The sequence below is a fragment of the Kribbella sp. WER1 genome (genome assembly GCF_054189145.1).
Genome location: NZ_CM135186.1, coordinates 7,061,524 through 7,087,787 on the forward strand (window position 1 = coordinate 7,061,524; position 26,264 = coordinate 7,087,787).

General features: G+C 69.1%; 19 protein-coding genes. 16 read left to right on the plus strand and 3 right to left on the minus strand.

Features of this window, described 5'->3' with window-relative positions; all coding sequences use genetic code 11:
• The first annotated feature begins 91 nt into the window (after positions 1–91).
• From atpA to ACXJJ3_RS34665, 5 genes are all read left to right on the plus strand, one after another.
• Complete coding sequence (gene atpA / locus ACXJJ3_RS34645; protein WP_458166097.1) at positions 92–1,729, plus strand: F0F1 ATP synthase subunit alpha; 1,638 nt, start codon at positions 92–94, stop codon at positions 1,727–1,729.
• A 6-nt stretch (positions 1,730–1,735) separates the two neighbouring features.
• Positions 1,736–2,647 (plus strand): F0F1 ATP synthase subunit gamma, encoded by a 912-nt coding sequence (locus tag ACXJJ3_RS34650; protein WP_458166098.1) that lies wholly within the window; start codon positions 1,736–1,738, stop codon positions 2,645–2,647.
• A 5-nt stretch (positions 2,648–2,652) separates the two neighbouring features.
• On the plus strand, positions 2,653–4,107 hold the full coding sequence (atpD, locus tag ACXJJ3_RS34655) for a F0F1 ATP synthase subunit beta (protein ID WP_458166099.1): 1,455 nt from the start codon (positions 2,653–2,655) through the stop codon (positions 4,105–4,107).
• 1 nt (position 4,108) lies between these two features.
• The gene (locus ACXJJ3_RS34660) at positions 4,109–4,513 is read left to right on the plus strand and encodes a F0F1 ATP synthase subunit epsilon (RefSeq protein WP_458166100.1); all 405 of its coding nucleotides are present in this window, start codon (positions 4,109–4,111) and stop codon (positions 4,511–4,513) included.
• 109 nt (positions 4,514–4,622) lie between these two features.
• A complete protein-coding gene (locus ACXJJ3_RS34665) occupies positions 4,623–5,054 on the plus strand; it encodes a DUF2550 domain-containing protein (protein WP_458166101.1) in 432 nt (143 codons plus the stop codon).
• On the opposite strand, the gene ACXJJ3_RS34670 is transcribed toward ACXJJ3_RS34665, so the two are convergent.
• Positions 5,045–6,019: an alpha/beta hydrolase gene (locus tag ACXJJ3_RS34670; RefSeq protein WP_458166102.1), complete on the minus strand. Its 975-nt coding sequence runs from the start codon at positions 6,017–6,019 to the stop codon at positions 5,045–5,047. The genes ACXJJ3_RS34665 and ACXJJ3_RS34670 overlap by 10 nt on opposite strands.
• 281 nt (positions 6,020–6,300) lie before the next feature.
• Here ACXJJ3_RS34670 and ACXJJ3_RS34675 point away from each other — a divergent pair, with 281 nt between their 5' ends.
• The 10 genes from ACXJJ3_RS34675 to ACXJJ3_RS34720 all read left to right on the plus strand — a co-directional run bounded on the left by ACXJJ3_RS34675 (position 6,301) and on the right by ACXJJ3_RS34720 (position 18,956).
• Positions 6,301–7,263 (plus strand): methyltransferase domain-containing protein, encoded by a 963-nt coding sequence (locus tag ACXJJ3_RS34675; protein WP_458166103.1) that lies wholly within the window; start codon positions 6,301–6,303, stop codon positions 7,261–7,263.
• Positions 7,264–7,380: 117 nt separating this feature from the next.
• Entirely contained in the window at positions 7,381–9,027 is a 1,647-nt protein-coding gene (locus tag ACXJJ3_RS34680; protein ID WP_458166104.1) for an ABC transporter substrate-binding protein, read from the plus strand.
• 2 nt (positions 9,028–9,029) lie between these two features.
• Positions 9,030–10,028: an ABC transporter permease gene (locus ACXJJ3_RS34685; RefSeq protein WP_458166105.1), complete on the plus strand. Its 999-nt coding sequence runs from the start codon at positions 9,030–9,032 to the stop codon at positions 10,026–10,028.
• Positions 10,029–10,030: 2 nt separating this feature from the next.
• Positions 10,031–10,891, plus strand: a complete 861-nt coding sequence (locus ACXJJ3_RS34690) for an ABC transporter permease (protein ID WP_458166106.1) — start codon at positions 10,031–10,033, stop codon at positions 10,889–10,891.
• The gene (locus tag ACXJJ3_RS34695) at positions 10,888–11,859 is read left to right on the plus strand and encodes an ABC transporter ATP-binding protein (RefSeq protein ID WP_458166107.1); all 972 of its coding nucleotides are present in this window, start codon (positions 10,888–10,890) and stop codon (positions 11,857–11,859) included. Before ACXJJ3_RS34690 ends, ACXJJ3_RS34695 begins: the two co-directional genes overlap by 4 nt.
• On the plus strand, positions 11,856–12,818 hold the full coding sequence (locus ACXJJ3_RS34700) for an ABC transporter ATP-binding protein (RefSeq protein ID WP_458166108.1): 963 nt from the start codon (positions 11,856–11,858) through the stop codon (positions 12,816–12,818). Before ACXJJ3_RS34695 ends, ACXJJ3_RS34700 begins: the two co-directional genes overlap by 4 nt.
• Positions 12,815–13,840: a LacI family DNA-binding transcriptional regulator gene (locus ACXJJ3_RS34705; protein ID WP_458166109.1), complete on the plus strand. Its 1,026-nt coding sequence runs from the start codon at positions 12,815–12,817 to the stop codon at positions 13,838–13,840. Before ACXJJ3_RS34700 ends, ACXJJ3_RS34705 begins: the two co-directional genes overlap by 4 nt.
• Before the next feature lie 4 nt (positions 13,841–13,844).
• Positions 13,845–15,392 carry an FAD-dependent oxidoreductase gene (locus ACXJJ3_RS34710; protein ID WP_458166110.1) on the plus strand — a complete coding sequence of 516 codons (1,548 nt, stop codon included), beginning with the start codon at positions 13,845–13,847 and terminating at the stop codon, positions 15,390–15,392.
• A 13-nt stretch (positions 15,393–15,405) separates the two neighbouring features.
• A complete protein-coding gene (locus tag ACXJJ3_RS34715) occupies positions 15,406–16,833 on the plus strand; it encodes a cellulase family glycosylhydrolase (protein WP_458166111.1) in 1,428 nt (475 codons plus the stop codon).
• A 104-nt stretch (positions 16,834–16,937) separates the two neighbouring features.
• On the plus strand, positions 16,938–18,956 hold the full coding sequence (locus tag ACXJJ3_RS34720) for a DUF6351 family protein (protein WP_458166112.1): 2,019 nt from the start codon (positions 16,938–16,940) through the stop codon (positions 18,954–18,956).
• On the opposite strand, the gene ACXJJ3_RS34725 is transcribed toward ACXJJ3_RS34720, so the two are convergent.
• Both ACXJJ3_RS34725 and ACXJJ3_RS34730 read right to left on the minus strand, forming a co-directional pair.
• On the minus strand, positions 18,940–21,924 hold the full coding sequence (locus ACXJJ3_RS34725) for a glycoside hydrolase family 2 TIM barrel-domain containing protein (RefSeq protein ID WP_458166113.1): 2,985 nt from the start codon (positions 21,922–21,924) through the stop codon (positions 18,940–18,942). The genes ACXJJ3_RS34720 and ACXJJ3_RS34725 overlap by 17 nt on opposite strands.
• Positions 21,921–23,672, minus strand: a complete 1,752-nt coding sequence (locus tag ACXJJ3_RS34730) for a glycoside hydrolase family 127 protein (RefSeq protein WP_458166114.1) — start codon at positions 23,670–23,672, stop codon at positions 21,921–21,923. The genes ACXJJ3_RS34725 and ACXJJ3_RS34730 overlap by 4 nt, the downstream gene beginning before the upstream one ends.
• 208 nt (positions 23,673–23,880) lie before the next feature.
• On the opposite strand from ACXJJ3_RS34730, the gene ACXJJ3_RS34735 reads away from it, so the two are divergent.
• The gene (locus tag ACXJJ3_RS34735; RefSeq protein WP_458166115.1) at positions 23,881–26,262 is read left to right on the plus strand and encodes an Ig-like domain-containing protein; all 2,382 of its coding nucleotides are present in this window, start codon (positions 23,881–23,883) and stop codon (positions 26,260–26,262) included.
• Positions 26,263–26,264 lie beyond the last annotated feature (2 nt).

Consider the following 26,264-nt stretch of genomic DNA (forward strand, 5'->3'; position numbering starts at 1 on the left):
ACGCCCCTTAACGACATACAGCGGCGCTAAGGGTCGGGAAAGCCTTTAGAGCCACAACAGGCCAGCAAGGGTCAAGGAAGCAGGAAACACAATGGCTGAGCTCACGATCAGGCCGGAGGAGATCCGGGACGCCCTGGATCGGTTCGTCACCGAGTACCAACCGGCCGAAACCGCCGCCGAGGAGGTCGGCACGGTTGTCGACGCGGGTGACGGTATCGCCCACGTCGAGGGCCTGCCCTCGGTGATGACCAACGAGCTGCTCGTTTTCGAGAACGGCACCGAGGGCATCGCGCTGAACCTCGACGTCCGCGACATCGGTGTCGTCATCCTCGGTGAGTACGACGGCATCGAAGAGGGCCAGCAGGTCCGCCGCACCGGCCGGATCCTGTCCGTCCCGGTCGGCGAGGGCTACCTCGGCCGCGTGGTCGACCCACTCGGCAAGCCGATCGACGGCCTCGGCGAGATCCAGGGCATCGAGGGCCAGCGGGCGCTCGAGATCCAGGCCGCCGGCGTGATGGACCGCCAGGAGGTCCGCGAGCCGCTGCAGACCGGTATCAAGGCCATCGACGGCATGATCCCGATCGGCCGTGGCCAGCGCGAGCTGATCATCGGCGACCGCAAGACCGGCAAGACCGCGATCGCGATCGACACGATCATCAACCAGAAGGCCAACTGGGAGTCCGGCGACCCGAAGAAGCAGGTTCGCTGCATCTACGTCGCGATCGGCCAGAAGGGCTCGACGATCGCCTCCGTCCGCGGTGCGCTCGAAGAGGCCGGCGCGATGGAGTACACGACCATCGTCGCGTCCCCGGCGTCCGACCCGGCCGGCTTCAAGTACGTCGCGCCCTACACCGGCTCGTCGATCGGTCAGCACTGGATGTACCAGGGCAAGCACGTGCTGATCGTGTTCGACGACCTGACCAAGCAGGCCGAGGCGTACCGCGCGATGTCGCTGCTGCTGCGCCGCCCGCCGGGCCGTGAGGCGTACCCGGGTGACGTCTTCTACCTGCACAGCCGGCTGCTCGAGCGTTGCGCGAAGCTGTCCGACGAGCTCGGCGCCGGTTCGATGACGGGTCTGCCGGTCATCGAGACCAAGGCGAACGACGTCTCGGCGTTCATCCCGACCAACGTCATCTCGATCACCGACGGGCAGATCTTCCTGCAGTCCGACCTGTTCAATGCGAACATCCGGCCGGCCATCGACGTCGGTATCTCGGTCTCCCGGGTCGGCACGGCCGCGCAGATCAAGGGCATGAAGAAGGTCGCCGGAACGCTGAAGCTGGACCTCGCGCAGTTCCGCGCGATGGAGGCGTTCGCGATGTTCGCGTCCGACCTGGACGCCACCTCGCGCCGGCAGCTGGACCGCGGTCAGCGGCTCGTGCAGCTGCTCCGTCAGCCGCAGTACTCGCCGTACCCGGTGGAGGACCAGATCGTCTCGATCTGGGCCGGTACCAACGGGCACTTCGACGACGTGCCGGTGGTCGACGTACTGCGCTTCGAGCGGGACTTCCTGGACTACCTGCGCCGGGAGAGCAAGGTGCTCTCCGCGATCCGCGAGTCCGGGCTGTTCGGCGACGACGAGGCACAGGCCGTGACCGACGGGCTGAAGTCCTTCAAGCCGACCTTCCAGACCTCCGAGGGCACGCTGCTCGGCACCGAGGCCCCGGCCGAGGCGATGGACGAGGCGGACGTCGACCAGGAGCAGATCGTCAAGCAGAAGCGGGGCTGATCCACAGTGCCAGCCAACCTGCGGGAGCTTCGCGATCGGAAGGCCTCGGTCACGACGATCAAGAAGCTCACCCGCGCGATGGAGCTCATCGCGGCGTCCCGGATCGTCAAGGCGCAGCAACGCGCCGCGGCGGCCGGTCCGTACGCGCGTGAGCTCACCCGTGCCGTGTCGGCGGTGGCGACGTTCTCGAACGTCGACCACCCGCTGACCACCGAGAAGGAGAACCCGCGGCGCGCTGCGGTGCTGCTGATCACCTCGGACCGCGGCCAGGCCGGTGCGTACTCGGCCAACGTGATCCGTGAGGGTGAGCGGCTGCAGCAGATGCTCCGCGAGGACGAGAAGGAGATCGTCCCGTTCGTGACCGGCCGGAAGGGCATCGCGTACTACGCCTTCCGCCAGCGTCAGGTCGCGCAGTCGTGGGGCGGCGAGTCCGACAACCCGAGCTTCGCCCGGGCCCGGGAGGTCGCCGACGCGCTGATCGAGGCGTTCCTGACCCCGACCGAGGAGGGCGGCGTGGACGAGATCCACATCGTCTTCACCCGGTTCGTGTCGATGCTCACCCAGCGAGCTGACGTCATCCGGCTGCTGCCGCTGGAGGTCGTCGAGGGCGAGCAGGCCCCGGCCGCGGACGACGTACTGCCGCTGTACGAGTTCGAGCCGTCCGCCGCGGACGTTCTCGACGGGCTGCTGCCGAAGTACGTCGCCAGCCGGATCCACTGGTGCATGCTGCAGGCCGCGGCCTCGGAGCTGGCCAACCGGCAGCGGGCGATGAAGTCCGCGACGGACAACGCGCAGGACCTGATCGAGAAGCTGACGCGGGACCTGAACCAGGCCCGCCAGGCGCAAATTACCCAGGAAATCAGCGAGATCGTCGGTGGCGCGAGTGCGCTCGCCGACGCGAACGCCGGGAGCGAGTGAGAGAGATGACTGCCACGGTTACCGAGAAGAACAACGAGGCGGGCGCCGCAGGCGTCGGTCGCGTCGCCCGGGTGATCGGCCCGGTCGTCGACGTCGAGTTCGCGGCCGACGCGATGCCCGACATCTACAACGCGCTCGAGGTGGACATCACCCTCGGCGACGCCACCCAGACGATCACCCTCGAGGTTGCGCTGCACGTCGGCGACAACATCGTCCGGGCGATCTCGATGAAGCCGACCGACGGCCTGGTCCGCGGTACCGAGGTGCGCGACACCGGTGCGGCGATCTCCGTCCCGGTCGGTGACGTCACCAAGGGCCGCGTGTGGTCCGTGACCGGCAAGTGCCTGAGCCAGGACGAGTCCGAGTTCGAGATCACCGAGCGCTGGCCGATCCACCGCAAGGCCCCGGCCTTCGACCAGCTCGAGTCCAAGACCGAGATGCTCGAGACCGGTATCAAGGTCCTCGACCTGCTCACGCCGTACGTGCAGGGTGGAAAGATCGGCCTGTTCGGCGGTGCGGGTGTCGGCAAGACCGTTCTGATCCAGGAGATGATCTACCGGATCGCCCACAACTTCGGTGGTACGTCGGTGTTCGCCGGCGTGGGTGAGCGGACCCGTGAGGGCAACGACCTCATCAACGAGATGGACGAGGCCGGCGTCTTCAAGGACACCGCACTGGTGTTCGGCCAGATGGACGAGCCGCCGGGCACCCGGCTGCGGGTGGCGCTGTCCGCGCTGACGATGGCGGAGTACTTCCGCGACGTCGCGCAGCAGGACGTGCTGCTGTTCATCGACAACATCTTCCGGTTCACGCAGGCCGGTTCCGAGGTCTCCACGCTGCTCGGCCGGATGCCGAGCGCGGTCGGTTACCAGCCGAACCTGGCCGACGAGATGGGCGTGCTGCAGGAGCGGATCACGTCGACCCGGGGCCACTCGATCACCTCGATGCAGGCGATCTACGTCCCGGCCGACGACTACACCGACCCGGCGCCGGCCACCACGTTCGCGCACCTGGACGCGACCACCGAGCTGTCGCGTGACATCGCGTCCCGCGGTCTGTACCCGGCCGTCGACCCGCTGACCTCGACGTCGCGGATCCTCGACCCGCAGTACATCGGCCAGGAGCACTACGACGTGGCCGTCCGGGTGAAGCAGATCCTGCAGAAGAACAAGGAGCTGCAGGACATCATCGCGATCCTCGGTGTGGACGAGCTCTCCGAAGAGGACAAGATCACCGTCGCGCGGGCGCGCCGGATCGAGCAGTTCCTCTCGCAGAACACGTACATGGCGGAGAAGTTCACCAACGTGCCGGGTTCCACGGTGCCGCTGAAGGACACCATCGAGTCCTTCAAGAAGATCACCGAGGGCGAGTGCGACCACATCGCCGAGCAGGCGTTCTTCAACGTCGGTTCGCTCGACGACGTCGAGCGCAAGTGGGCCGAGCTGCAGAAGGAAAACTGAGATGGCCGACGATTCTGCCAAGCACCTCGAGGTCGCGCTGGTCGCGGCCGAGCGGACCGTGTGGCAGGGCCAGGCCAAGATGGTGATCGCCCGGACCACGGACGGCGACGTCGGCATCCTGCCCGGCCATGCGCCGCTGCTGGGCCTGCTGCAGGGCGGCACCGTCCAGGTGCGGACCGTCGAGGACGAGTACTTCGTCGCGGCCGCGCCGGACGGGTTCATCTCGGTGGCGAACGACCGGGTCTCGATCCTGGCCGAGAACGCCGAGATGGGTCACGACATCGACCTCGAAGAGGCCCGCCGGGACCTCGAGCAGGCGCTCGCCGCCGGTCTCGACACCGACGCGGACACCGACGAGGTGCGACTCGCCGAGGCCAGGGTCCGGGCCGCCGAGCAGACGTCCTGACCCGACCTGCCATAATCAGCACAATCGAATACGGTCACTGACAGTACGGTTCTCCGGGGTGCCCGGGACAAGTACCCGAAACAGGCACCGGAAATGGGGTCGGCAAGGTATGAGGACAGTCCTCGATGTCGTCGGGGTCTGTCTGCTTGCCGCCGTACTGTTCATCGTGCTTGTCGCGTTCCGCCGTCGCTGGTTGTCCAGGGACGGCGGAACTTTTGATTGCAGCCTGCAGCTCGCCGAGAAGGACCACGGCCGCGGCTGGGCCCTCGGCCTGGCCCGCTACGTCGGCGACGACCTGCAGTGGTTCCGCGTCTTCAGCCTCGCCTGGTGGCCGAAGCTGGTCGTGAACCGCCGCCAGCTCGAGGGCGTGAGCACCCGCCGCCCGATGGGCAACGAGCCCCTGGTCACGTATGCCGGCCACGTCATCGTGGACGCGAAACTGAACGACAAGACCGTCCACTTCGCGATGACCGAGGAAGCCCTGACCGGCGTCCTCGCCTGGATGGAGTCCGCTCCGCCGAGCACCCAGACCTATCTGTGAAGGGCCTGGAGCAGCATCGGCAGTGAGGCGTGCAGTTCGCGCTGCCAGTAGGCCCAGGCGTGGGTGCCCGGGCCGTAGAAGTTCGTGGTCAGGTGCTTGGCGCCGACCTGTTCGAGCTGGGCGGCGAGGGCGTGGTTCTGGCGGTTGAAGTCGGCCTCGAGGGCGTCGGTCTTGCCGGGTGGGTCGAACGGGCCGGCGGTGCCGTCGCCGCAGGAGAGGTAGACCGGGAGCGGCTTGAGCCGGTGCGCCAGGTAGTATGGGTCGTGGGCCTGCCAGATGCCGCGTTGGGCGACCGGGTCGCCCCAGACGCGGAGCGGGTCGTTGCCCTGACCGGCGAAGAAGCCGAGGATCCGGTTGGTCGACTCGGCGTTGAGCAAGGGATGGGCGGAGCCGGAGTACGCCGCGACCGCGCGGAACATGCCGGGGTGCCGGGCGGCGTACAGGAGTGCTCCTTGGCCGCCCATCGACAGGCCGGCCACGACGCGGTCGGAGCTTGCGCCCCAGTTGTGCTCGAGCAGGTGGGTGAGTTCGACGGTGTGGAAGGTCTCCCAGGCGGGGTCGCCGCCGGCGCCGTAGTTCCACCAGTCGCTGTACCAGCCGTTCCAGCCGGCCTCGGGCATCACGACGAGGACGTTGCGGAGGCTGGGGATCTTCGCGATGTCGGTGCCGGACCAGGACGTGTAGTCGCCGCAGCAGCCGTGCAGCAGCCAGAACGTCGGCCAGTGCTGACTGCGGTCCGACGGGTTCCAGCCGTCGGGAGTGAGCAGGCGGACGTTCACTGTACGGCCGCCGAGTGCCTGGGAGCGGACGGTCAGGTCGGTGAGCCGGTCCGCGACCTGCTTGACCGCGACGACCTCAGCACCACGGGGCGCGGTCTGGATGGCGGCCGGCGGGGTCGCTTGGGCCGGGGCGAGCGGGACGAGTCCGATCAGCAGCGCTGCGGCGAGCCGGGCGAGTTTCGGCATGGGCGGACCTCCTGGGCGGGGAAGGTGGCTGATGGAGTTGTACCCCCGAAAATCGGTGGGTACTCCGCGGCACCTGTGTCAGGATCGCGGGCATGAAGAGTTTCTTCTTCCGACTGGGCTGAGGGCGCGCGTCCCGATCCCCCGCCTACTGCGGGGCGCTCGGGCGCGGGATCGGGACGCGCGCCCTCCCTCCGCTGGCCCTCTGTGTGGCGTTCTGCCCTTGGCCGGCGAGGCGGGAGTAGCCGGTTGGTTGCTCCCGGGTTCTTGCCGGGAGATTCTTCATGCGTTCTGCGCTCGTGCGCGTTGTTGCTGGTCTGGAATGGTTGGTGGCCGAGGAGGTCACCGCTGCGGGATGCCGGGTGGTCGAGGTGTCCAAACGGCAGGTGGTGGTCGACGGCCTGGTCGAGCCGCCGCGGGTGGCCGACGACGTGTTCGAGGTGTACGGCGTGGCGCCGGATCCCGGGCGCGCCAAGGCGGGCGTGGCGGCCGCGGTCCGTACGGCGGTCGGGTCGGTGCCGGGTGATCGTGGGGCGTTCGCGGTGTCGGCGTCGTTCGTCGGGGAGCGGAACTTCACCCGGTACGACGTGGAGGACCTCGTCGGCGAACGGCTGCGGCGGCTGACGGGCGGGCGGTACCACTCGCGCCGCGACGGCGCCGTACCGCCGGAAGAGCGCGCCGAGTGGCGGGTGGTGCTCGACGGGCAGACGCTGTGGGTGGCGCGCCGCCCGTACGCCGTACCCGTCCATCGGAGGCCGTGGCGCCGGCACACCGTCCCCGGAAGCCTGCACCCACCGGTCGCCGCCGCGATGGCCCAGCTGGCCGGCCTCGCACCCGGACACCGAGTACTGGACCCGTTCTGCGGCGCCGGCACGGTCCTGCTGGAAGCCCACCTGCTCGAACCCGCTGCCGACTACGTCGGCGTCGACCACCACCCAGCCGCAATCGCAGCCGCACAAGCGAATGCGAGGCAATTGGTTGGGACGTCCATCAGTTGGCGGGTGGGGGATGCGCGGCGGGTCGGAGGTGCCTTCGACCGGATCGTGAGTAATCCGCCGTGGGGTGTGCGGGTGGATGCGGTGAACGTGTCCGCGGGGATGCGGCGGTGGCGGAAGGTCTTACGGCCGGGCGGGGTGGTGGTGGCGTTGCTGCTGGGGGAGCAGATGCCGCGCGGTTGGCGGGTGCTGGGGCGGTACGAACTCGCGGTGGCGGGCAAGCATCCGGTGATTGTGGTGCTGGACTATTGACATGCGCACTGAACGTTCGTAGGTTCCTGCGCATACGTAAGAGCACCGCCCAAACCGCTCATATTCGAGTGCTCATACGTATGAACGTGCAGCCGCTCTAGTTCTGGGGTGAGGAATATGCGCAGTCGGTGGCGGGTGTTGCTGGTGGTCGGCGCGGTACTGGTCGCGGGGTGCTCAGGCCCCGCGACCGGGCCGGCGGCCACCGGGTCGGCAGGTGCCTCGAGCATCGTGTACGCGAAGACCGACGGTGGTACGACGTTCGTCCGCAACTACAACGTGATGGGTCCGGCGACCGACAAGGCGCCGAACGCGGAGCTGGTCTACGAGCCGCTGATGCGGGTCGACTACGGCGACGGCGGGGCGGTGAAGCCGTGGCTCGCGCAGAGCTGGGCGTTCTCCGACCAGGGCAAGACGCTGACGATCAAGCTGCGCACCGACGTGAAGTGGTCGGACGGCCAGAAGTTCACCGCCGACGACGCGGTCTACTCGCTCGGTCTGCCGATCGAGAAGAAGGACTTCAGTATCGCGGGTGTCACCTACAAGTCGGTGACGAAGCTCGACGACAGCTCGGTCAAGGTGACGTTCGCGGAGCCGTCGTTCCAGACGCTCAACCAGTTCGCGAACATCCTGCTGCCGATGGTCCCGAAGCACATCTGGTCGACCCAGAACCTCAACACCTGGACGAACCCGGACCCGGTCGGCACCGGCCCGTTCACGGTCAAGGAGTTCAAGCCGCAGCAGATCACGCTGGGCGCGCGCTCCGACTACTGGGGCGGCAAGTTGCCGATGGCGACGTTCAAGATCGTCCCGACCGCCGGTGAGGCGCTCAAGGCGCAGTTGCTCCGCGGCGAGATCGACTGGGCGTCGGCCGGCTGGGCGAACGGCGAGAAGGAGTACGTCGCCAAGGACCCGGACAAGAACCTGTACCAGCTGTACTCCAACGGCGGCGCGATGTCCGTGCTGTTCAACACCGGCAAGGCCCCCTTCGACGACGTGCACGTACGGCGGGCCCTGGCGCTGACCGTGGACCGTACCGCCGTCGTCACCACGCTGCAGCGTCCGGGCACCGAGGCCGGCCCGACGGGGCTGTCCGACCAGTTGTTCGCCGACTGGCTCGACCCGGCGTACAAAGGCCAGGTCCAGAAGGTCGACGCGGACGCGGCCAAGGCCGAGCTGGCCAAGGGCGGCTGGACGATCGACAACGGCGCGCTGGTCAAGGACGGCAAGCGGTACCAGCCGAGCATCCTGTTCAACGCCGACTGGGGCTGGGGGAGCTACGCCGACATCCTGATCAACACCTGGAAGCGGACCCTCGGCCTGACCGTGAAGAGCGCCGGCCAGCCGAGCGCCGGGTACTACGACAAGCAGAACCTCGGCCAGTTCGACATCGCGGCCTCGTCCACCGGCGGCGCCAGCGTGTACGGCGTCTACCGCTTCCTGAGCAGCCAGTACCTGACGCCGATCGGCAAGTCGGCCACCCTCGACCAGGGCCGCTGGAACGACCCGGAGACCGACAAGATCATCAAGTCGATGGAGCGCACCGACAACGTCGACGAGCTGAAGACGCTCGGCAAGCAGCTGCAGAAGATCGTCGTCGACGAGGTGCCGTTCAGCCCGATCTACAACAACTTCTACTTCATCGACATCAACGCGACCCGGTGGACCGGCTGGCCGACGCCGGAGAAGTTCGACGCGATCCCGTTCGCCGGGATGGGACCGGACACGATCACGACGCTGCTGAACCTGCGCCCGCGGGGGAACTGACGATGCGGTGGGCGTTTTTGGCCCGGCGGCTGGGTTTCTACCTGGCCGCCGCGGCCGCCGCCGTCGGCCTGAACTTCCTGCTGCCGCGGCTGATGCCGGGCGACCCGTCGTCGGCGATCGTCGAGGAGCTCGAGCGGGTCAGCGGCCAGCAGGTACCGGCCGAGACGCTGCTGTCGATCCGCGCGATCTTCGGCAACCCGGACCAGGGCCTCGGCCACCAGTTCGTCGAGTACCTCGGCCAGCTGGCGCACGGCGACCTCGGCGTCTCGGTGGTGAACTTCCCGGTCCCGGTCGCCGACCTGGTCTGGCAGGCGCTGCCGTGGACGCTGCTGCTGGTCGGCACCACGACGATCACGGCGTTCGCGATCGGCACCCTGCTCGGGGTGGTCGCGGGCTGGAAGGCCGGCAGCCGGTTCGACGCGATCCTGACGCCGTTCACCACGTTCCTGTCCAGCGTCCCGTACTTCTGGGTCGCGCTGCTCGCGCTCTGGGCGTTCGGTTTCGTGCTCGGCTGGACGCCGATGTCCGGCGGCTACGACCCCGATCTCCCGCAGGGGTTCAGCCTGGCGTACGTCGCCAGCGTGCTGCACCACGGGATCTTGCCGGCGGCAACGATCGTGTTCTCGGCGTTCGGCGGCTGGCTGCTCGGGATGCGGAACATGACCGTCACCACGGTCCGCGAGGACTACGTCCTGCTGGCCCAGGCGAAGGGCCTGTCGCCGCGCCGGGTGATGCTCCGGTACGCCGCCCGGAACGCGATGCTGCCGAGCTTCACCGGGTTCGCGATGGCGCTCGGGCACGTGGTCGGCGGTGCGCTGCTGACCGAGATCGTGTTCAGCTATCCCGGGATCGGCTACCTGTTGTACGAGGCGCTGCAGAAGCGCGACTACCCGATGATGCAGGGCGTGTTCCTGCTGATCACACTCGCGGTCCTGCTGGCGAACCTGGTCGCGGACCTGGCCTACGTACTGCTCGATCCGCGGATCCGGGCGAGGGGATGACCATGTTCAGGAGCTGGAAGGTCCGCTTCGGGCTCGCCGTCCTCGGCTTCTTCGTACTGCTCGCGATCCTCGGCCCGTTGCTGCCGCTGGATCCGCGGGCGAACGACTTCGGCGCGATCTCGCAGCCGCCGAGCGGGCGGCACCTGTTCGGTACGACGCAGTTCGGGCAGGACGTGCTCGCGCAGACCGTCGCGGGTGCCCGCGGGTCGATGCTGGTCGGCCTGCTGGCGGCGGTGATCGGCACGCTGATCGCGGTCCTGGTCGGCGTCCCGGCCGGGTACTTCGGCGGCGCGGTCGACAACGGCCTGAACTTCCTCACGAACCTGTTCATCGTGATGCCGGTGCTGCCGCTGATCCTGATCGTCGCCGGGTACGTGCAGGGCACCGGGCCGTGGGTGATCGCGCTGATCATCGGCCTGTTCGGCTGGTCGGGCGGCGCCCGGACGCTCCGCGCGCAGTCGCTGAGCCTGAGCAGCCGGGACTTCGTACTGGCGATGCGGATGGTCGGCGAGCCGCACCGGCGGCTGATCTTCTTCGAGGTCCTGCCGCACCTGACCGGCTGGATCTCGGCGATGTTCCTGCACGGGGTGATCGGCGGCGTGATGGCCGAGGCCGGGCTGGCGTTTCTCGGGATCACCGACTCCGGTTCGATCAGCTGGGGCACGATGATCCAGTCCGCCCAGCAGCAGAGCGCCGTACTGCGCGGGTTCTGGTGGTGGTTCGTACCGCCCGGGCTGTGCATCGCGCTGATCGGGACCGCGGCGACGATGGTGAACTTCGGCGTCGACGAGGTCTCCAACCCGAAGCTGCGGATGGCCCGCCGCTCGGTCGTGGTCCGGACCCGGAAGGTGGCCGAGGCATGAGTGTGCTCACGGTGGACGGGCTGACCGTCGACTACCTGACCGGGGACAAGCCGGTGCGGGCGTGCGACGACGTGTCGTTCGAGCTGCACCGCGGCGAGATCCTCGGCGTGGCGGGGGAGTCGGGGTCGGGCAAGTCGACGCTGATCACCGCGCTGACCCGGCTGCAGCGCCCGCCCGCGGTGACCACGGCCGGCCGGATCGAGTTCCACGGCACCGACCTGGTCGGGCTGCGCCCGGACGAGCTCCGCAAACTGCGCTGGACCTCGCTCGCGATCGTCCTGCAGAGCGCGATGGACGCCCTCAACCCGGTGATGCGGGTCGGCGCCCAGTTCGTCGACGTACTGCGGGCGCACGACAAGAGCCTGAGCCGTACGGACGCCTGGGCGCGGGCTGCCGAACTGCTCGGCATGGTCGGCATCTCCGCCGACCGGGTCCGCGCGTACCCGCACGAACTGTCCGGCGGCATGCGCCAACGGGCCAGCATCGCGCTCGCGCTGGCCTGCGGCCCCGAGCTGGTCGTGATGGACGAGCCGACGACGGCCGTCGACGTGGTGATGCAACGCCAGATCCTCGCCCAGGTACTGCGCCTCCGCCGCGAGCTGGGGTTCGCGGTCGTCTTCGTGACCCACGACCTGTCGCTGCTGCTGGAGCTCGCCGACCGGATCGCGATCATGTACGGCGGCCGGATCGTCGAGATCGGCACCGCCGAGTCGCTGTACGCCAAACCCCGGCACCCGTACACCCGCGGCCTGCGCGACTCGTTCCCGCCGCTGCGCTCCGAACTCCGCAAACTCACCGGCATCCCCGGCAGCCCCCCGGATCTCCGAACCCCACCACCGGGCTGCGCGTTCCACCCCCGCTGCCCGGACCGCTTCGACGGTTGCGACCGGCAACGACCAGAACTCCTCACGATCGAGAACCACGCCGTCGCCTGCCGGCTCTACCCCTCGGGAGATGATCAGGTATGAGCCAACCGGTACTCGAGGCCAGTGGGGTCTCCAAGCATTTTCAGGCCGGGCGTGCGACGGTGCGGGCGGTGGAGGACGCGACGTTGGCGTTGCTGCCCGGTCGGATCGTTGCGCTGGTGGGGGAGAGCGGGAGCGGGAAGACGACGCTCGCGCGGTTGCTGGCGCGGTTCTATCCGCCGACCGCGGGGGAGATCCGGCTGCACGGGGAGCCGGTGAAGGGCAGCCCGCGCGCGTACTACCGCGACGTACAGCTGATCTTCCAGGATCCGTTCGGGTCGCTGAATCCGTTGCACCGGGTGCGGTACAACCTGGAGCGGGCGGTGAAGCTGCATCACGACGTCCGGTCCAGGGACGAGGTGGAGCGGCGGGTGCTGGAACTGCTGGAGCGGGTGAGCCTGACCCCGGTGGAGCAGTTCGTCGACAAGTTCCCGCACGAACTGTCCGGCGGGCAGCGGCAGCGGGTGGTGATCGCGCGGGCGCTGGCGGTCGAGCCGAAGGTACTGCTCGGTGACGAGCCGATCTCGATGCTGGACGTGTCGATCCGGCTGGAGATGCTGAACCTGCTGGACCGGCTGCGCACCGAGGACGGCCTGGCGCTGCTGTACATCACCCACGACATCGCCAGCGCGCGGTACCTGTGCGACGACATCGTCGTGATGTACGCCGGCCGGATGGTCGAGGGCGGCCCGAAGGAAGCGGTGATCGCCGACCCGCTGCACCCGTACACGCAACTGCTGATCGACTCGTCGCCGGACCCGGAGCGCGATCGCACCGACAGAGCAGCGCTGTTCGACGCCGAGGACCTGGGTGAGCCGCCGAGCCTGATCGACCCGCCGGCGGGCTGCCGGTTCCACCCGCGCTGCCCGGTGGCGATGGACATCTGCCGGACCGACGTACCGCCGCGGACCGAACTGCCCGACGGCCGCTGGACCCATTGCTGGCTGCAGGAGAAGAAATGAAGGCACCACGACAGTCCGACGTCGCCCGGCTCGCGGGCGTCTCCCAGTCCGCTGTCTCCCGGGTGGTGAGCGGGGACGTGGACAGGATCCCGGTCGAGACCCGGGACCGGATCCTGGCCGCGGTCAAGGAGCTCGGATACGTCCCGAACGCCGCCGCCCGGAACCTGCGAAACAAGCGCAACCGGCTGCTCGGCGTCCATACCTTCGAGGCCGTGTTCCCGCACGCCCGGGAGGACTTCTACTTCGACTTCCTGCTCGGGATCGAGGAGCGCGCCGAGGAGATCGGGTACGACCTGGTGCTGTTCACGTCGACCGGGACCAGCGACGGCCGGCGGCGGATCTACCGGGACGGCACCAACCGGCTGAACCTTGCCGACGGCACCGTCCTGCTCGGTGCCGCGACCGACCGCGAGGAGCTCGCCCGGCTGTGGCACGACGGGTACCTGTTCGTGCACATCGGCCGCCGCGAGGTGCCCGGCGCGGACATCCCGTGCATCGTCCCGGACTACGTGTCGGCCGCCGACCGGCTGGTGACGTCGCTCGCCGACCGCGGCCATCGGAACTTCGCGTACCTGCGCGAGGGCATCGAGCAGGAGGCGTACGTCGACCGCCGCCAGGGGTACCGGACCGCGGTCGAGCGGCTCGGGCTGCACGACCGGTCGCCCGGCTTCCGCGGCGAACCCGGGCTGACCGAGGCGTGGCTGAACGAACTGGCGGCCGGCCCGGAGACCGCGGTGGTTGCCGAGGGCATCCGGTTGGCCGAGGAGCTCCGCGCCGGACTGGCCGCGCGCGGGCGGCGGATCCCGGACGACCTGTCGGTGGCGGTGCTGGAGGGATCGGGCGACGAGCCCGGGCACCGCTGGGACTGCCTGGTGATCCCGCGCAAGGAGATCGGCCGGATCGCGATCGACGCGCTGGTGGCGCGGGTCGAGGACCCGGACGCGGAACCGGTCAGCCAACTGGTGGCCTGTGACCTGGTGGCCGGCGAAACCGTCGCCGCGCCACGACCTATGGAGGGATGAACGGGTGGAACTCGAGACTGAAGTCCTGGTTGCCGGCGGCGGACTGGGCGGGGTCGCCGCGGCGTTGACCGCGGTACGCCTCGGCCGCCGCGTCGTCCTGACCGAGCCCACCGACTGGCTGGGCGGGCAGCTGACCAGCCAGCTCGTCCCGCCGGACGAGCACCCGTGGATCGAGCAGTACGCCGCCAGCGGGTACGCCGAGCTGCGCAACCGGATCCGCGAGTACTACCGGCGCAACTACCCGCTGACACCCGAGGCGGCCGCGAATCCGCTGCTCGACCCGGGCCTCGGCGTCGTGAGCCGGTTCTGCCACGAACCGCGCGTCGCCGCCGCGGTCCTGGAGGAGATGCTCGCGCCGTGGCGGGCGGCCGGCAAGCTGGTCGTGCTGATGGAGCACGAGCCGGTCGCGGCCGCGACGAACGGCGACGAGATCGAGGCGGTGACGTTCCGCGGCGCGGGGCGGGAGCTCACGGTCACGGCGACGTACGTCGTGGACGCCACCGAGCTCGGGGATCTGCTCGAGCTCGCGGGAGTCGAGCACGTGATCGGCGCCGAGGGCCGAGACGAGACCGGCGAGCTGCACGCGCCGGAGGTGGCGAATCCCCTGGACCAGCAGGCGTTCTCGTGGTGTTTCGCGCTGGAGCACCGGCCGGGGGAGGACCACACGATCGACCGCCCGGCCGGGTACGAGCACTGGCGGGACACGGTCGCGCCGTTCTGGCCCGGATCGCAGCTGTCCTGGACGGACGTCGTACCGGTGACGCTGGAGCAGCGGGAGTGGAAGCTGCTGGACGCGAACCCGGAGTACCGGGCCCCGTTCTCGCTGTTCCGGTACCGGCAGATCCTTGCCAGTAGCAACTTTGTCGACAAGGCGATCCCGGACGTCACGGTGGTGAACTGGCCGCAGCTCGACTACTGGGAGAAGCCGCTGCTGCCGGATCCCGCGGACGCGCTGGCGGCCAGCCGTGACCTCTCGCTCTCGTTCCTGTACTGGATGCAGACCGAGGGCGGGTACCCCGGGCTGCGCCTGCGTCCCGACGTCACCGGTACCGCGGACGGCCTCGCGAAGGCGCCGTACATCCGGGAGTCCCGCCGGATCCGGTCCGAGTTCACCGTGCTGGAGCAGCACGTCGGCGTCGAGGCACGGCCGGACGGCGCGGGCAGTGAGGTGTTCGCGGACACGGTCGGCCTCGGCCGGTACCGGATCGACCTGCACCCGAGCACGGCCGGGCGGACGTACGTCGACATCGAGGCGTACCCGTTCCAGATCCCGCTCGGCGCGCTGATCCCGGTCCGGGTCGACAACCTGCTGCCGGCCAACAAGAACATCGGGACGACGCACATCACCAACGGTTGCTACCGCCTGCACCCGGTCGAATGGAGTATCGGCGAGGCGGTTGGCGCACTGGCCGGGTTCTGCCTGGCCGAAGGCCTGTCACCACGCAAGGTCCGTAACGATCCCACCCACCTGGCCGACTACCAACGCCTGCTGGCGGACACCCTCGAGATCCCGCTGGCCTGGCCGGAAGAGATCCGCACCCACCGTGACTGAAGGGATGTAGCCCGTGTTCCGAAAGTCTTTGGCCGCCCTGTGTACCGCCCTCCTGCTCTCCGCCGGCTCCTTGGTGAGCGCGACGGCGAGCACCACCGCCCTCCCCGCTCTGCACACCGAAGGCAATCGCATCAAGAACAGTGCCGGCACCGCCGTCACGCTCCAAGGCGTCTCTGTCATCGCTCCCGAACAGAACGCGGTCTGCACCGACTGCAACAACAAGCCGATCAACGACCTGATCGACATGACCGTGTCGAACGGCTGGCACTCCAAGGTGCTGCGCCTGCTGGTCACCGAGGCGATCGGCAAGGACCTGAACGCGTACGACGCGACGTACATCAAGCCGTACGTCGACCACGCCGTCGCCAAGGGTCTGTACGTGATCATCGACCTGCACCTGGTCCGGAACTACGGCGACGCGGCCGGCGCCGTCCCGCAGTCGGACGTGAAGGGTTTCTGGGACTTCATCGCGCCGCGGTACGCGAACAACCCGAACGTACTGTTCGAGGTGTTCAACGAGCCGATCGCGCCGGACAGCTGGGCCACCTGGAAGTCGTACATCCAGCCGGTGGTGGACTCGATCCGCTCGGTCGCGTCGAACGTGATCCTGATGGGCAGCCCGTCCTGGAGCACCCGGCTGAACGGCGCGCTGACCGACCCGATTACCGGCGGCAACATCGCCTACGTCTACCACCTGTACCCGAACATGGGGCCCGCGACCGTAGCGAACCTGGATCCCAAGTTCGGTACGGCGTCCGCGACGCTGCCCGTCGTACTGACCGAGTTCGGGTGGGACCCGTCCCCGACGGCGAACGACGTCACCGCCGGGAGTACGTCCGGCTGGGGCCTGCCGCTGCGGCAGTACCTGGACGCCCGGCCGCAGATCGGCTGGATCGGCTGGATCTTCGACAACTTCTGGCAGCCTGTCATGTTCGACAAGAACTGGAACCTGCTGACCGGTGAGTACGAGGGTGGTTTCGTCCGGGACTGGTTGGCCGGTGCGCCCGCGACCTCGCCCTGCAGTGACCATCTCGCCCGCGGTGCGACGGCCACCGCGTCCTCGACGTACACCGCGGACTCGGGGCCGGAGAAGGCCGTCGACGGGTCCTGCCTGGACAGCAGCCGGTGGATGTCCGCGGTCGGCGACACCACGCCGACGCTCACGCTGAACCTCGGCGCGTACAAGACCGTCAAGCGGGTCGATGTCTACAGCGGGTACCAGTACCCGAGGGTCGCGACCGGGACCGTCCTGGTGGCGTTCAAGGTCGAGGGGCACACCGCGTCCGGGTGGGTGCAGCTCGGCAGCATCACCGGGAACACCAGGTCGCTGGTCTCGGTGGCCGGTCCGTCCGGGACAATTGACCAGCTACGCCTGACCGTGACCGACCCGTCGAACACCACCCCGGACATCGCCCGCGTGTACGAGGTGGCCGCCCACTGACCCACTGAGGAGGACCGCTGACATCCCGACCAGGCCGGATCGTCGCCGCGCTGCTCGCCGGTGCGCTGGTCTTCCCGCTGGTGCCGGCGGTCACCGCACGGCCGGTGAAACTGCAGGTCCTGTCCAGCCGTGCGGACATGGTGACCGGCGGTGACGCTCTCGTCCACGTGGACGTGTCCGAGGCGGATCGGGACGACCTCCGGGTGACTCTGAACGACAAGGACGTGTCGTCGGCGTTCAGCGCCGACGACACGGGCCTTACCGGTCTGGTCGACGGGATCCGGCTCGGCAAGAACGTCCTGCGGGCCGAGGCGGGCGGCCGCCGGGCGACGCTGGAAGTACGGGACTTCCCGCGCCAGGGGCCGGTGTTCTCCGGGGCGCAGGAGCAGCCGTACGTCTGCGAGACCGCGAACGCCACGGTCCCGGTGATCGGCGGCACCCTCGGCGTACCGCTGGACGACGACTGCACGGTCGCGCCGCGGGTCGACTACTTCTACCGGACGCGCGCCGGGAAGTACGCGAAATGGCCGGCCGGTGCCACCCGGTACCCGGCGGACCTGGCCGACACCGACGCCGGCGACCCGTTCATCGTCCGGATGGAGACCTCGAGCGCGGACCGGGCGATCGTCCGGACCACGATGCTGCACGACCCGCTGGACGAGGGCGCGCCGACGCCGACGCGGCGGTCGCGGAGCTGGAACGGGCGGGCGATCTTCACCCTCGGCGGCGGCTGCGCCGGCGGGTGGTACCGGTCCGGGCGGACCACCGGCGGGGTGACCGACCCGTACCTGCTCGGGCAGGGGTACGCGTTGATGTCGTCCTCGCTGAACGTGTTCGCGCAGAACTGCAACGACCTGACCGCGGCCGAGGCGGCGATGACGACGAAGGAGTCGTTCGTCGAGCACTACGGCCGGCCGGACTTCACGATCGGGTTCGGGTGTTCCGGCGGGTCGTACCAGGCGCATCAGATCACCGACAACTACCCGGGCATCTTCGACGGGATCATCGTCGGCTGTTCGTTCCCGGACGTCGGGTTCGCGACGATCCCGTTCATCACGGACGCGTGGCTGCTGACGGCGTACTTCGCGCGCTCCGGGCTGGCGTGGACGCAGGACCAGCAGCGGAAGGTCGCCGGCTTCCGGAACTACAAGACGCTCGCGAGTATGGCGCTCAGCGCCCGCCGGATCGACCCGCGGCGGAACTGCGGGAGCGTCCCGGTCGGGCTGCGGTACGAACCGCTGCGGAACCCGCGCGGCGTGCGCTGCGACGTGTACGACCACACGGTGAACGTGTACGGGAAGGACCCGCTGACCGGGTTCGCGCGGCGTCCGCTGGACAACGTCGGCGTGCAGTACGGGCTGAAGGTGCTGAAGTCCGGGACGATCACGCCCGCCCAGTTCCTCGACCTGAACCGGCGGATCGGCGGCTTCGACGCGGACGCCAACCTGGTCCCGGAGCGGACCGAGGCAGACCCGGAGGCGCTGCGGGCGGCGTACCGGACCGGGCGGCTGACGAACGGCGGCGGCGGGCTGCGGGACGTGCCGATCATCGACTACCGCGCGTACGCCGACAACCAGCCGTGGGGCGACATCCACCTGCGCTACCACACGTTCTCGATGCGCGCCCGGCTGGAGAAGGCGAACGGTACGTCGGCCAACCAGGTGAGCCTGCTCGAGGACGCGCGGTACGGGCTGTTCTCGACCGGCAGCCCGCTGCTGCGGCACGCGGTCCAGGAGATGGACCAGTGGCTGACCCAGCTGACCGCGGACGGTACGTCGCGGCCGCGGATCGACAAGATCGTCGCGGCCCGGCCGTCCCGGCTCGTCGAGGGGTGCCAAGGTCCGCGCGGGTTCATCGCGCAGCCGCTCGACCGGGACCCGGCGTCGCGGTGCGAGCAGCTGTACCCGTCGGCGTCGTTCCCGCGGGAGGTGGCCGGGTCCGGAGTGGCTGCTGACGTGATCAAGTGCCAGCTGGTGCCGCCGGTGCGGTCGGAGTACCCGAAGTTCACCGACGCGCAGTGGGCGGAGCTGCAGTCGATCTTCCCCGACGGCGTGTGCGACTGGTCGAAGCCGGGCGTCGACCAGACGCCGCCGGACGGCACCTGGCTCAGTTTCCCAAGCTGAACCGGAAGCTGTGCGGCCGCGCCTGCAGGTCGTGCGGCGGGAGGATCGGCGCGCCGCTGGTGGGGCTGCCGAGTCCGTGCTGCAGGGCGTCGAGGGTGATCCAGACGGTGTCGGACGGGTCGAGGTCGGCCGGGTGGTCGGCGGCGGCCAGGCCGGCGATCGTCCAGCGCCGTACGGTCAGCGCCAGCCCGCCGGTGATCCGCAGCCGTCCCGCGGAGCCGGACAGCTCCGCCCACCGGACGTTGCCTCGGGCACCGTTCTCCTGCGGGTACAGGTACGGCACCTGGAGCTCGTCGATCGTCGCCGTGTAGCGCCCGACGCGCGCGGCCGCCTGCGAGTCCGGATACGCCTGCCCCGGCCCTTTCCCGAACCAGGTCATCCCATGCAGCCCACCCGGTACGCCGAACGTCACCCCCAACCGCGCCCACGGCACCGTCCACTCACCCAACGGCTCCACGTCGACCTCCGCCGAGACGCTGCTCCCGTCGCTCGTCCACCGATAAGTCGTCAGCACCCGAGCATCTGTCGCGGCCGCACCCACCATCGTCACCACGGTCAGTACGTCGTCCTGTTGCTCGACGGACACGGTCCGATACCGCAACCGATCCAGCCCGGCTTTGGCCCACCGCGCCTTCCGATCCAGCGTCGACGCATCCCACGTCCGCGCATCATGCTGAGTAGGCGCCCGCCACAACTCCAACGGAACATGCGTCACCGCCCACCCACGCAGACGAATCAACCGCCCACTCTGCACATCAAACACCCCAGGCCCAAGCACCAACCCATCAGCCGGTCTCACCACCCGACTGCCACCGCCGGCTCCCGCCGGCTGGCCCGCGAGCCGGCGGGCCGGGCGGCTCACCCCGCCGCCGGCCGGCGGCTCCTCCTCGACCGGGCTGGGGAGCTGGGCCTGCGCGAAGGCGACTTCGTGACCAGCAGGAGCCCACGGCGCATCAGCTGCTAGCACAGCACGCACCGTCAACCACCGCTCGCCTCCACCCTCCACCTCGTGGAGGGTGGTAGACCCACCCGAGGCGAGCGTGGGGGTGGGGAGGGCGGTGGATCCACCGGAGGTGAGTGTGGGGGTGGGGAGGGTGGTGGATCCACCGGAGGTGAGTGTGGGGAGGGGGAGGGTGGTGGAGGAGCCTGGGGTGAGGGTGGGGAAGGTTAGCGTGCCGTGGGCAACTGCTTCGCCTTCGTCGGCGACTTCCCACAGGAGAGTCAGGTGGGAGGTGTCGCGGACGTCGTACCTGTTGGTGATGGTGAGGGTGTCGTCCGCGATCGACAACCGGACCGGTTCGTAGGCTTTGTGGACCTCCGCGAGGACCGGCTGGGGTGTGAGGTCGGGGAAGACGAGGCCGTCCAGGACGTACGTCCCGTCGTGCAGTTCTTCGCCGAAGTCTCCTCCGTAGCCGTACGAGCCGTCACCCCGCAGGATGCCGTGCTCCATCCACTCCCACAGGAACCCGCCCTGGCACCGCTCGTACCGATCGAACAGCTCCTCGTACTCCGGCAACCCACCCGGCCCGTTGCCTCCGGCATGCGAATACTCACACAGCACGAACGGCATCGCCCGCCGCCGCGCATCCAGCGTGGGATCGGCCAACGGCTTCTCGGCGCGCTTCCCGATAGCCTCCACCTCGGCGTGCGACGCATACATCCGGCTGTACACATCCACATCCGCACAAGTCACATCACCTTCGTAGTGCAACGGCCGCGACGGATCCCGCTCCCGCGTCCACGCGGCCATAGCGCTCAGGTTCGACCCGACTCCGGCCTCGTTGCCGAGCGACCACATGATCACCGACGGATGGTTCTTGTCCCGCTCCACCGTCCGCCGCATCCGATCCAGCGACGCATCCAGGAACCGCGGATCATCAGCCGGATTGCCGCGCCAGTCGATCAGCATGAACCCGTGCGTCTCGTAGTCGCACTCGTCCATCACCCAGAACCCGAGCTCGTCGCACAGCTCCAGCAGCCGCGTGTCCGGCGGGTAGTGACTGGTCCGGATCGCGTTGATGTTGTGCCGCTTCATCACCAGCAGCTCGGCCCGCACCCGTTCCTCGGGTACGGCGCGCCCGAACACCGGATCGTGTTCGTGCCGGTTCACCCCGCGGAACACGATCCGCCGCCCGTTGACCCGCAGTACGCCGTTCACGATCTCCACGGTGCGGAACCCGATCCGCAACGACACCTGCTGATCCGCCAGCTCGACGACCGCGTCGTACAACCGCGGCTCCTCCGCCGACCACGGCTCGACGCCCGGGATCGTCACGGTCTCGCCACCCGGCACGACCACGTCCAGCGACGGGATCCGCACCACCGCGCCCGGCTCCGTCTCGACCCGCAGTATGCCGTTCCCGTCCGCGTAGTCGGCGTGTACGAACACGTCCACCGGCCGCGCGACCAGCGTGACGTCCCGGAAGATCCCCGGCAGCCACCACATGTCCTGGTCCTCCAGGTACGACCCGGATGACCACTGGTGCACCCGGACCGCGAGCACGTTCGGCCCAGCCCGCAGTACGTCGTCCACCGCGAACTCGGCTGGCAGCCGCGACCCGCGGGTCACGCCGAGCTCGACCCCGTTCAGCCACACCCGCGCACACGAGTCGACCCCGTCGAACCGCAGCACGGTCGGCCCGCTCCAGTCCGGCGGCAGGTCGAAGACGAGGCGATGGTCCCCGGTCGGGTTCTCGTCCGGCACGTACGGCGGATCCACCGGGAACGGGTACTTCTGGTTCGTGTACTCCGGGATCCCGTGCCCGTGCATCGGCCACGACGACGGCACCGGCAGCCAGTCCCAGTCGGCGTCGTCGAAGTCCACCGCTTCGAAGCCGGTGTCCGGCACCGACGGCGACCACCGGAACCGCCACTGCCCGTTGAGGCTCAGCCGCGGCGCATCCGACCGAACGGCGACCCGCGCCGGCAGCACGCCGTACCCGGGGCCGGGGTCTTCCCAGTAGTTCACGCGTCCTCCCGGATCCACACGGTCATCGGGCCGACCTCGCGATTCGCCCACGCGTAGTACGGAATCGCGGTCAGCGTGCCGTCGCGGCCCGGTACGTCGACGGTCGTCACGCCGCCGAGCAGCCCGGGCTCCTCCCGTTCGACCAGCGGACCCGGCACCACGGCCGTCGAGTCGAGCACCACGGAGGCGTCCTGCTGTTCGAAGCAGTACACCAACGGCCCGCGTTCGATCGCGATGCACCCGCGGACCGAGTCGATCCGCTCGTCCGGCGTCGTCCGCCGGGCAACCACCGGCAGCTCCAGCACGACCTCGTCGCCCGCCGACCACCGGCGCCGGAGCGGTCCTTCGGCCGGCCGCCCGTTGACCGTGAGCCGATGGCTGTCGGCCCAGGCGGGGATCCGTAACCCCAGCGTCCAGGGCGCATCCGGCGTCGCGGTGATCCGCACGCGGACGGTCCCGTGCCACGGATACTGGGTTTCGATCTCGAACCCGATCGGCCCGACCCGCACGACCGCGGGCGCGTACAGCTGTATCTGTACGCCGTCGTCGTCGCACGTCGCGACCAGCTGATCCAGCGACGACAGCGTCCGCATCACGTTCGGCGGGCAGCACGCGGTCCCGAACCACGGCTGCCGACCACCCACCGCGGACCGCTGGTCGTCGGCGAACGCGCCGTCGCGGACCTTCAACGTGTTCACGTAGAAGAACTTGTCGCCGGTCAGTGCAACGCCCGAGATCACCGCGTTGTAGAGCGTCCGCTCGATCAGGTCGGCGTACTTGCTCTCACCGGTCGCGAGCAGCAGCCGCCAACTCCACTGCACGCCGGCGATCGCGGCACATGTCTCGCAATACGCCGCATCCGGCGGTAGCTCGAAGGGGTCGCCGAATGCCTCGCCGTACCAGCGCGATCCGGCGCCGCCGGTGAGGTACAGCTGGCTCTCGACCATCCGCGCCCAGGTCGCCTGCAACGCATCGAGCAGCTCGGTGTCACCGGTCTCGACCGCGACGTCGGTCGCGCCGCACGCGAGGTAGAGCGCACGCACCGCGTGTCCCGCGATCGTCCGCACCTCGCGCACCGGAAGGTGGTCCTGGAAGTACGCCGGCCCGTGGTGGCCCGGCACCGTGAGCGTCCCGTGCCCACGCGCCTCGACGAAGTACGTCGCGAGCTCGAGATACGCCGCGGTCCCGGTCTCGCGGTACAGCTCGACCAGCGCCATCTCGATCAACGGATGCCCGTCGACGCCTTCCAGCCGTCCCGGCCCGAACGTCTTGCACAGCTGATCGGCGAAGCGGCACGCGACGTCGAGCAGGGTGCGGTCCCCGGTCGCCCGCACCTGCGCGACAGCCGCCTGGAACAGGTGCCCGGCGCAGTACAGCTCGTGGCCTTTCTCCAGGTCGCCGTACCGCCGGCCGCCGAGGGCCAGCCGGGTGTGCGTGTTGAGGTAGCCGTCGGGTTCCTGCGCGGACGCGACCAGCGCACTGGTGCCGGACTGCCAGTCGGTGAGCTGCTCGGACGGCTTGCGGGCCTGTTCCCAGGCGACTGCTTCGAGCCATTTGTAGACGTCGGTGTCCGCGAACAGCTTGCCTTCGAAGGACCCGCTGGTCCGGCGGAAGTTCTCCAGCGTGCCGACGTCCTCGAGCCGCTCGGCGGCCGCCGGAATCGTCGCTTCGCGATTGGTGCGCTGACGCTCGAACCAGAACCCGCCGTTGATCCTGAGGCTGCCGAGGGGGAGTGGGCGCAAGGGCATGGAGGCAAGGTAACCACCGTCTCCGACGTCTCGGCAAGACTTCAGTGCAAACGATTGCGAGCGCGGATTTCGCCATCTGCAATCGTTTGCAATTAATCGGCGTTACGCCCTTGACACCGGCTCGTAACCTCGATGACCATGAGGGCCGTCGTTCCATTCGGACTTGACTAGATATTCAGACAGCGCCCCCTGAGATGAGGCATGGACGATGACCGAAACACCTTCTTCCGTCCCACCCGGCTGGTCCCGGCGGGGATTCGTCGGTACCACCGCGGCCGCCATCGGTGTCGCCTCGCTGGGGATCACCCCGACCGCGAACGCCGCCACCGCCGCGTCGGCTGCGTCGGCCGGTAACGACGACCAGCTGCCCGCCTTCCCCGGTGCCGAAGGCGCCGGCAAGTGGTCCAAGGGCGGCCGCGGCGGCTCCGTGTACGAGGTGACCACGCTGGCCGATTCCGGACCCGGGTCGCTGCGGGACGCGGTCTCCGGCTCCGACCGCACGATCGTGTTCCGGGTCTCCGGCACGATCCAGCTGGAGACCGGGCTGCTGATCGCCGGCAACAACCTGACGATCGCCGGACAGACCGCGCCTGGTGGCGGCATCTGCGTGGCGGGACACAGCACGAACATCAAGGGCAGCGCGCACGACATCGTGATCCGCTACCTGCGCTTCCGGCTCGGTGACGAGAACGAGATCGCCGACGACTCGTTCAACACCAATGTCCCGGGATCGGTCAGCCCGGAGATCCGGAACCTGATCATCGACCACTGCTCGTTCAGCTGGGCGGTCGACGAGTGCCTGTCGCCGTACGGCAACTTCGACGTCACGGTCCAGTGGTGCATCGTGTCCGAGGGCCTGGCGCTGTCCGCGCACCCGAAGAACCGGCACGGGTACGGCGGGATCTGGGGAGGCCAGCGGAACACTTACCACCACAACCTGATCGCCCACCAGGGCGGCCGGAACCCGCGCTTCGGCTACACCGAGGGCATCAACCTCGAGGTCGACCACTACAACAACGTGATCTACGACTACGGGTACACGTCGCTGTACGGCGGTGAGTGGGCCAACGGCATCAACATCATGAACAACTTCTACAAGCCGGGCCCGACCACCCAGGACGAGGTCGCGCCGGTGGTGCTGAGCGCGAACCGCGGCGGCCAGTGGTACGTCGCCGGCAACCAGGTCGAGGGCCACCCGGACGTCACCGCGCACAACCGCAAGGGCATCCGGTACCCGATCGGCGGCATCGTCGAGCTGACCCAGCCGCAGCCGATCCCGGGCCGCGGCGACATCCAGGCCCCGAACAAGGCGTACGACGCGGTGCTCGGAGGAGCCGGCGCGATCCTGCCGAAGCGGGACGCGGCCGACGCCCGGGTGATCGCCGAGGTCCGCAACGGCATCGGCCGGCTGATCAACTCGCAGAAGGACGTCGGCGGCTACCCGGCGCTGGAGGGCGGCGAGGCGCCGGCCGACTCCGACCACGACGGCATCCCGGACTGGTGGGAGAAGGCGAACGGCCTGGACCCCAACGACCCGTCCGACGCGCAGAAGATCGCCCCGAACGGCTACACGTACCTCGAGAACTACCTGAACTCGCTGGTCCCGGACCCGATCGGCAACCCGACGGTGCAGATCACCGCGCCGACGCAGAACCAGACCGTCCCGGGCCGCACCGCGCCGACCGTCACGATCAAGGCCGACGCCGCCGCGGGCAAGGGCGGGACGATCGCCAAGGTCGAGTTCTTCGTCGCCGACCAGCTGGTCGGCACCGCGACCAGCGCGCCGTACCAGGCCCAGTGGAAGAACGTTGCCGACGGCTCCTACTGGCTGACCGCCCGGGCCACCGACGCGAACGGAACGGCGACCCAGTCGACCGCCGTCCAGGTGCACGTGAACCGGCAGACCGGGACGACCGGCTGGACCTCGGCCGCGGTCGGCAAGCCGCCGGTGCCGGGCTCCGGAAACCTGGAGAACGGCGTCCTGACGATCAAGGGCTCCGGCCGGATCTACGCGCGGAACAGCAACTTCCACTACGTGTACCGCAAGCTCCAGGTCGGTGGCGAAGGGGCTGTCTCGCAGATCACCGCCCGGCTCGACTCGATCAGCAAGGTCGCCAACGGCCTGACCGCGGGGCTGATGATCCGCGACAGCCTCGACCCGGCGGCGCCCTACATGTACGGCGGCATCGGGTACGGCGTCGCCGGCGGGTTCGGCACCGTGAACGACAACGCGAGCGCCGCGCCGACCGCCACCGACGACGGCGGCATGAAGGCGCAGGCGATCCGGATCCAGACCGACGGGACGGTGCCGAGCGTCGGCCCGTGGCCGTGGGACGGGACGTACCTGGACCACACGAAGGTCTACTGGCTGCGGCTGCTCCGGCGCGAGCGCCCGCAGGCCAGGGAGGTCGAGTTCGAGGCCTTCATCTCAACTGATCAGGTCAAGTGGGACCGCTTCGGCTACGAAAAGATCATGATGCCGAGCCGGACCTTCTACATCGGTTTCGCCGTCGACGGCGGCCAGATCGACAACGGTCTCGTCGACTACGGGACCGCGCGGTTCAGCAACATCACGCTCGAGCAGCAGTGAGG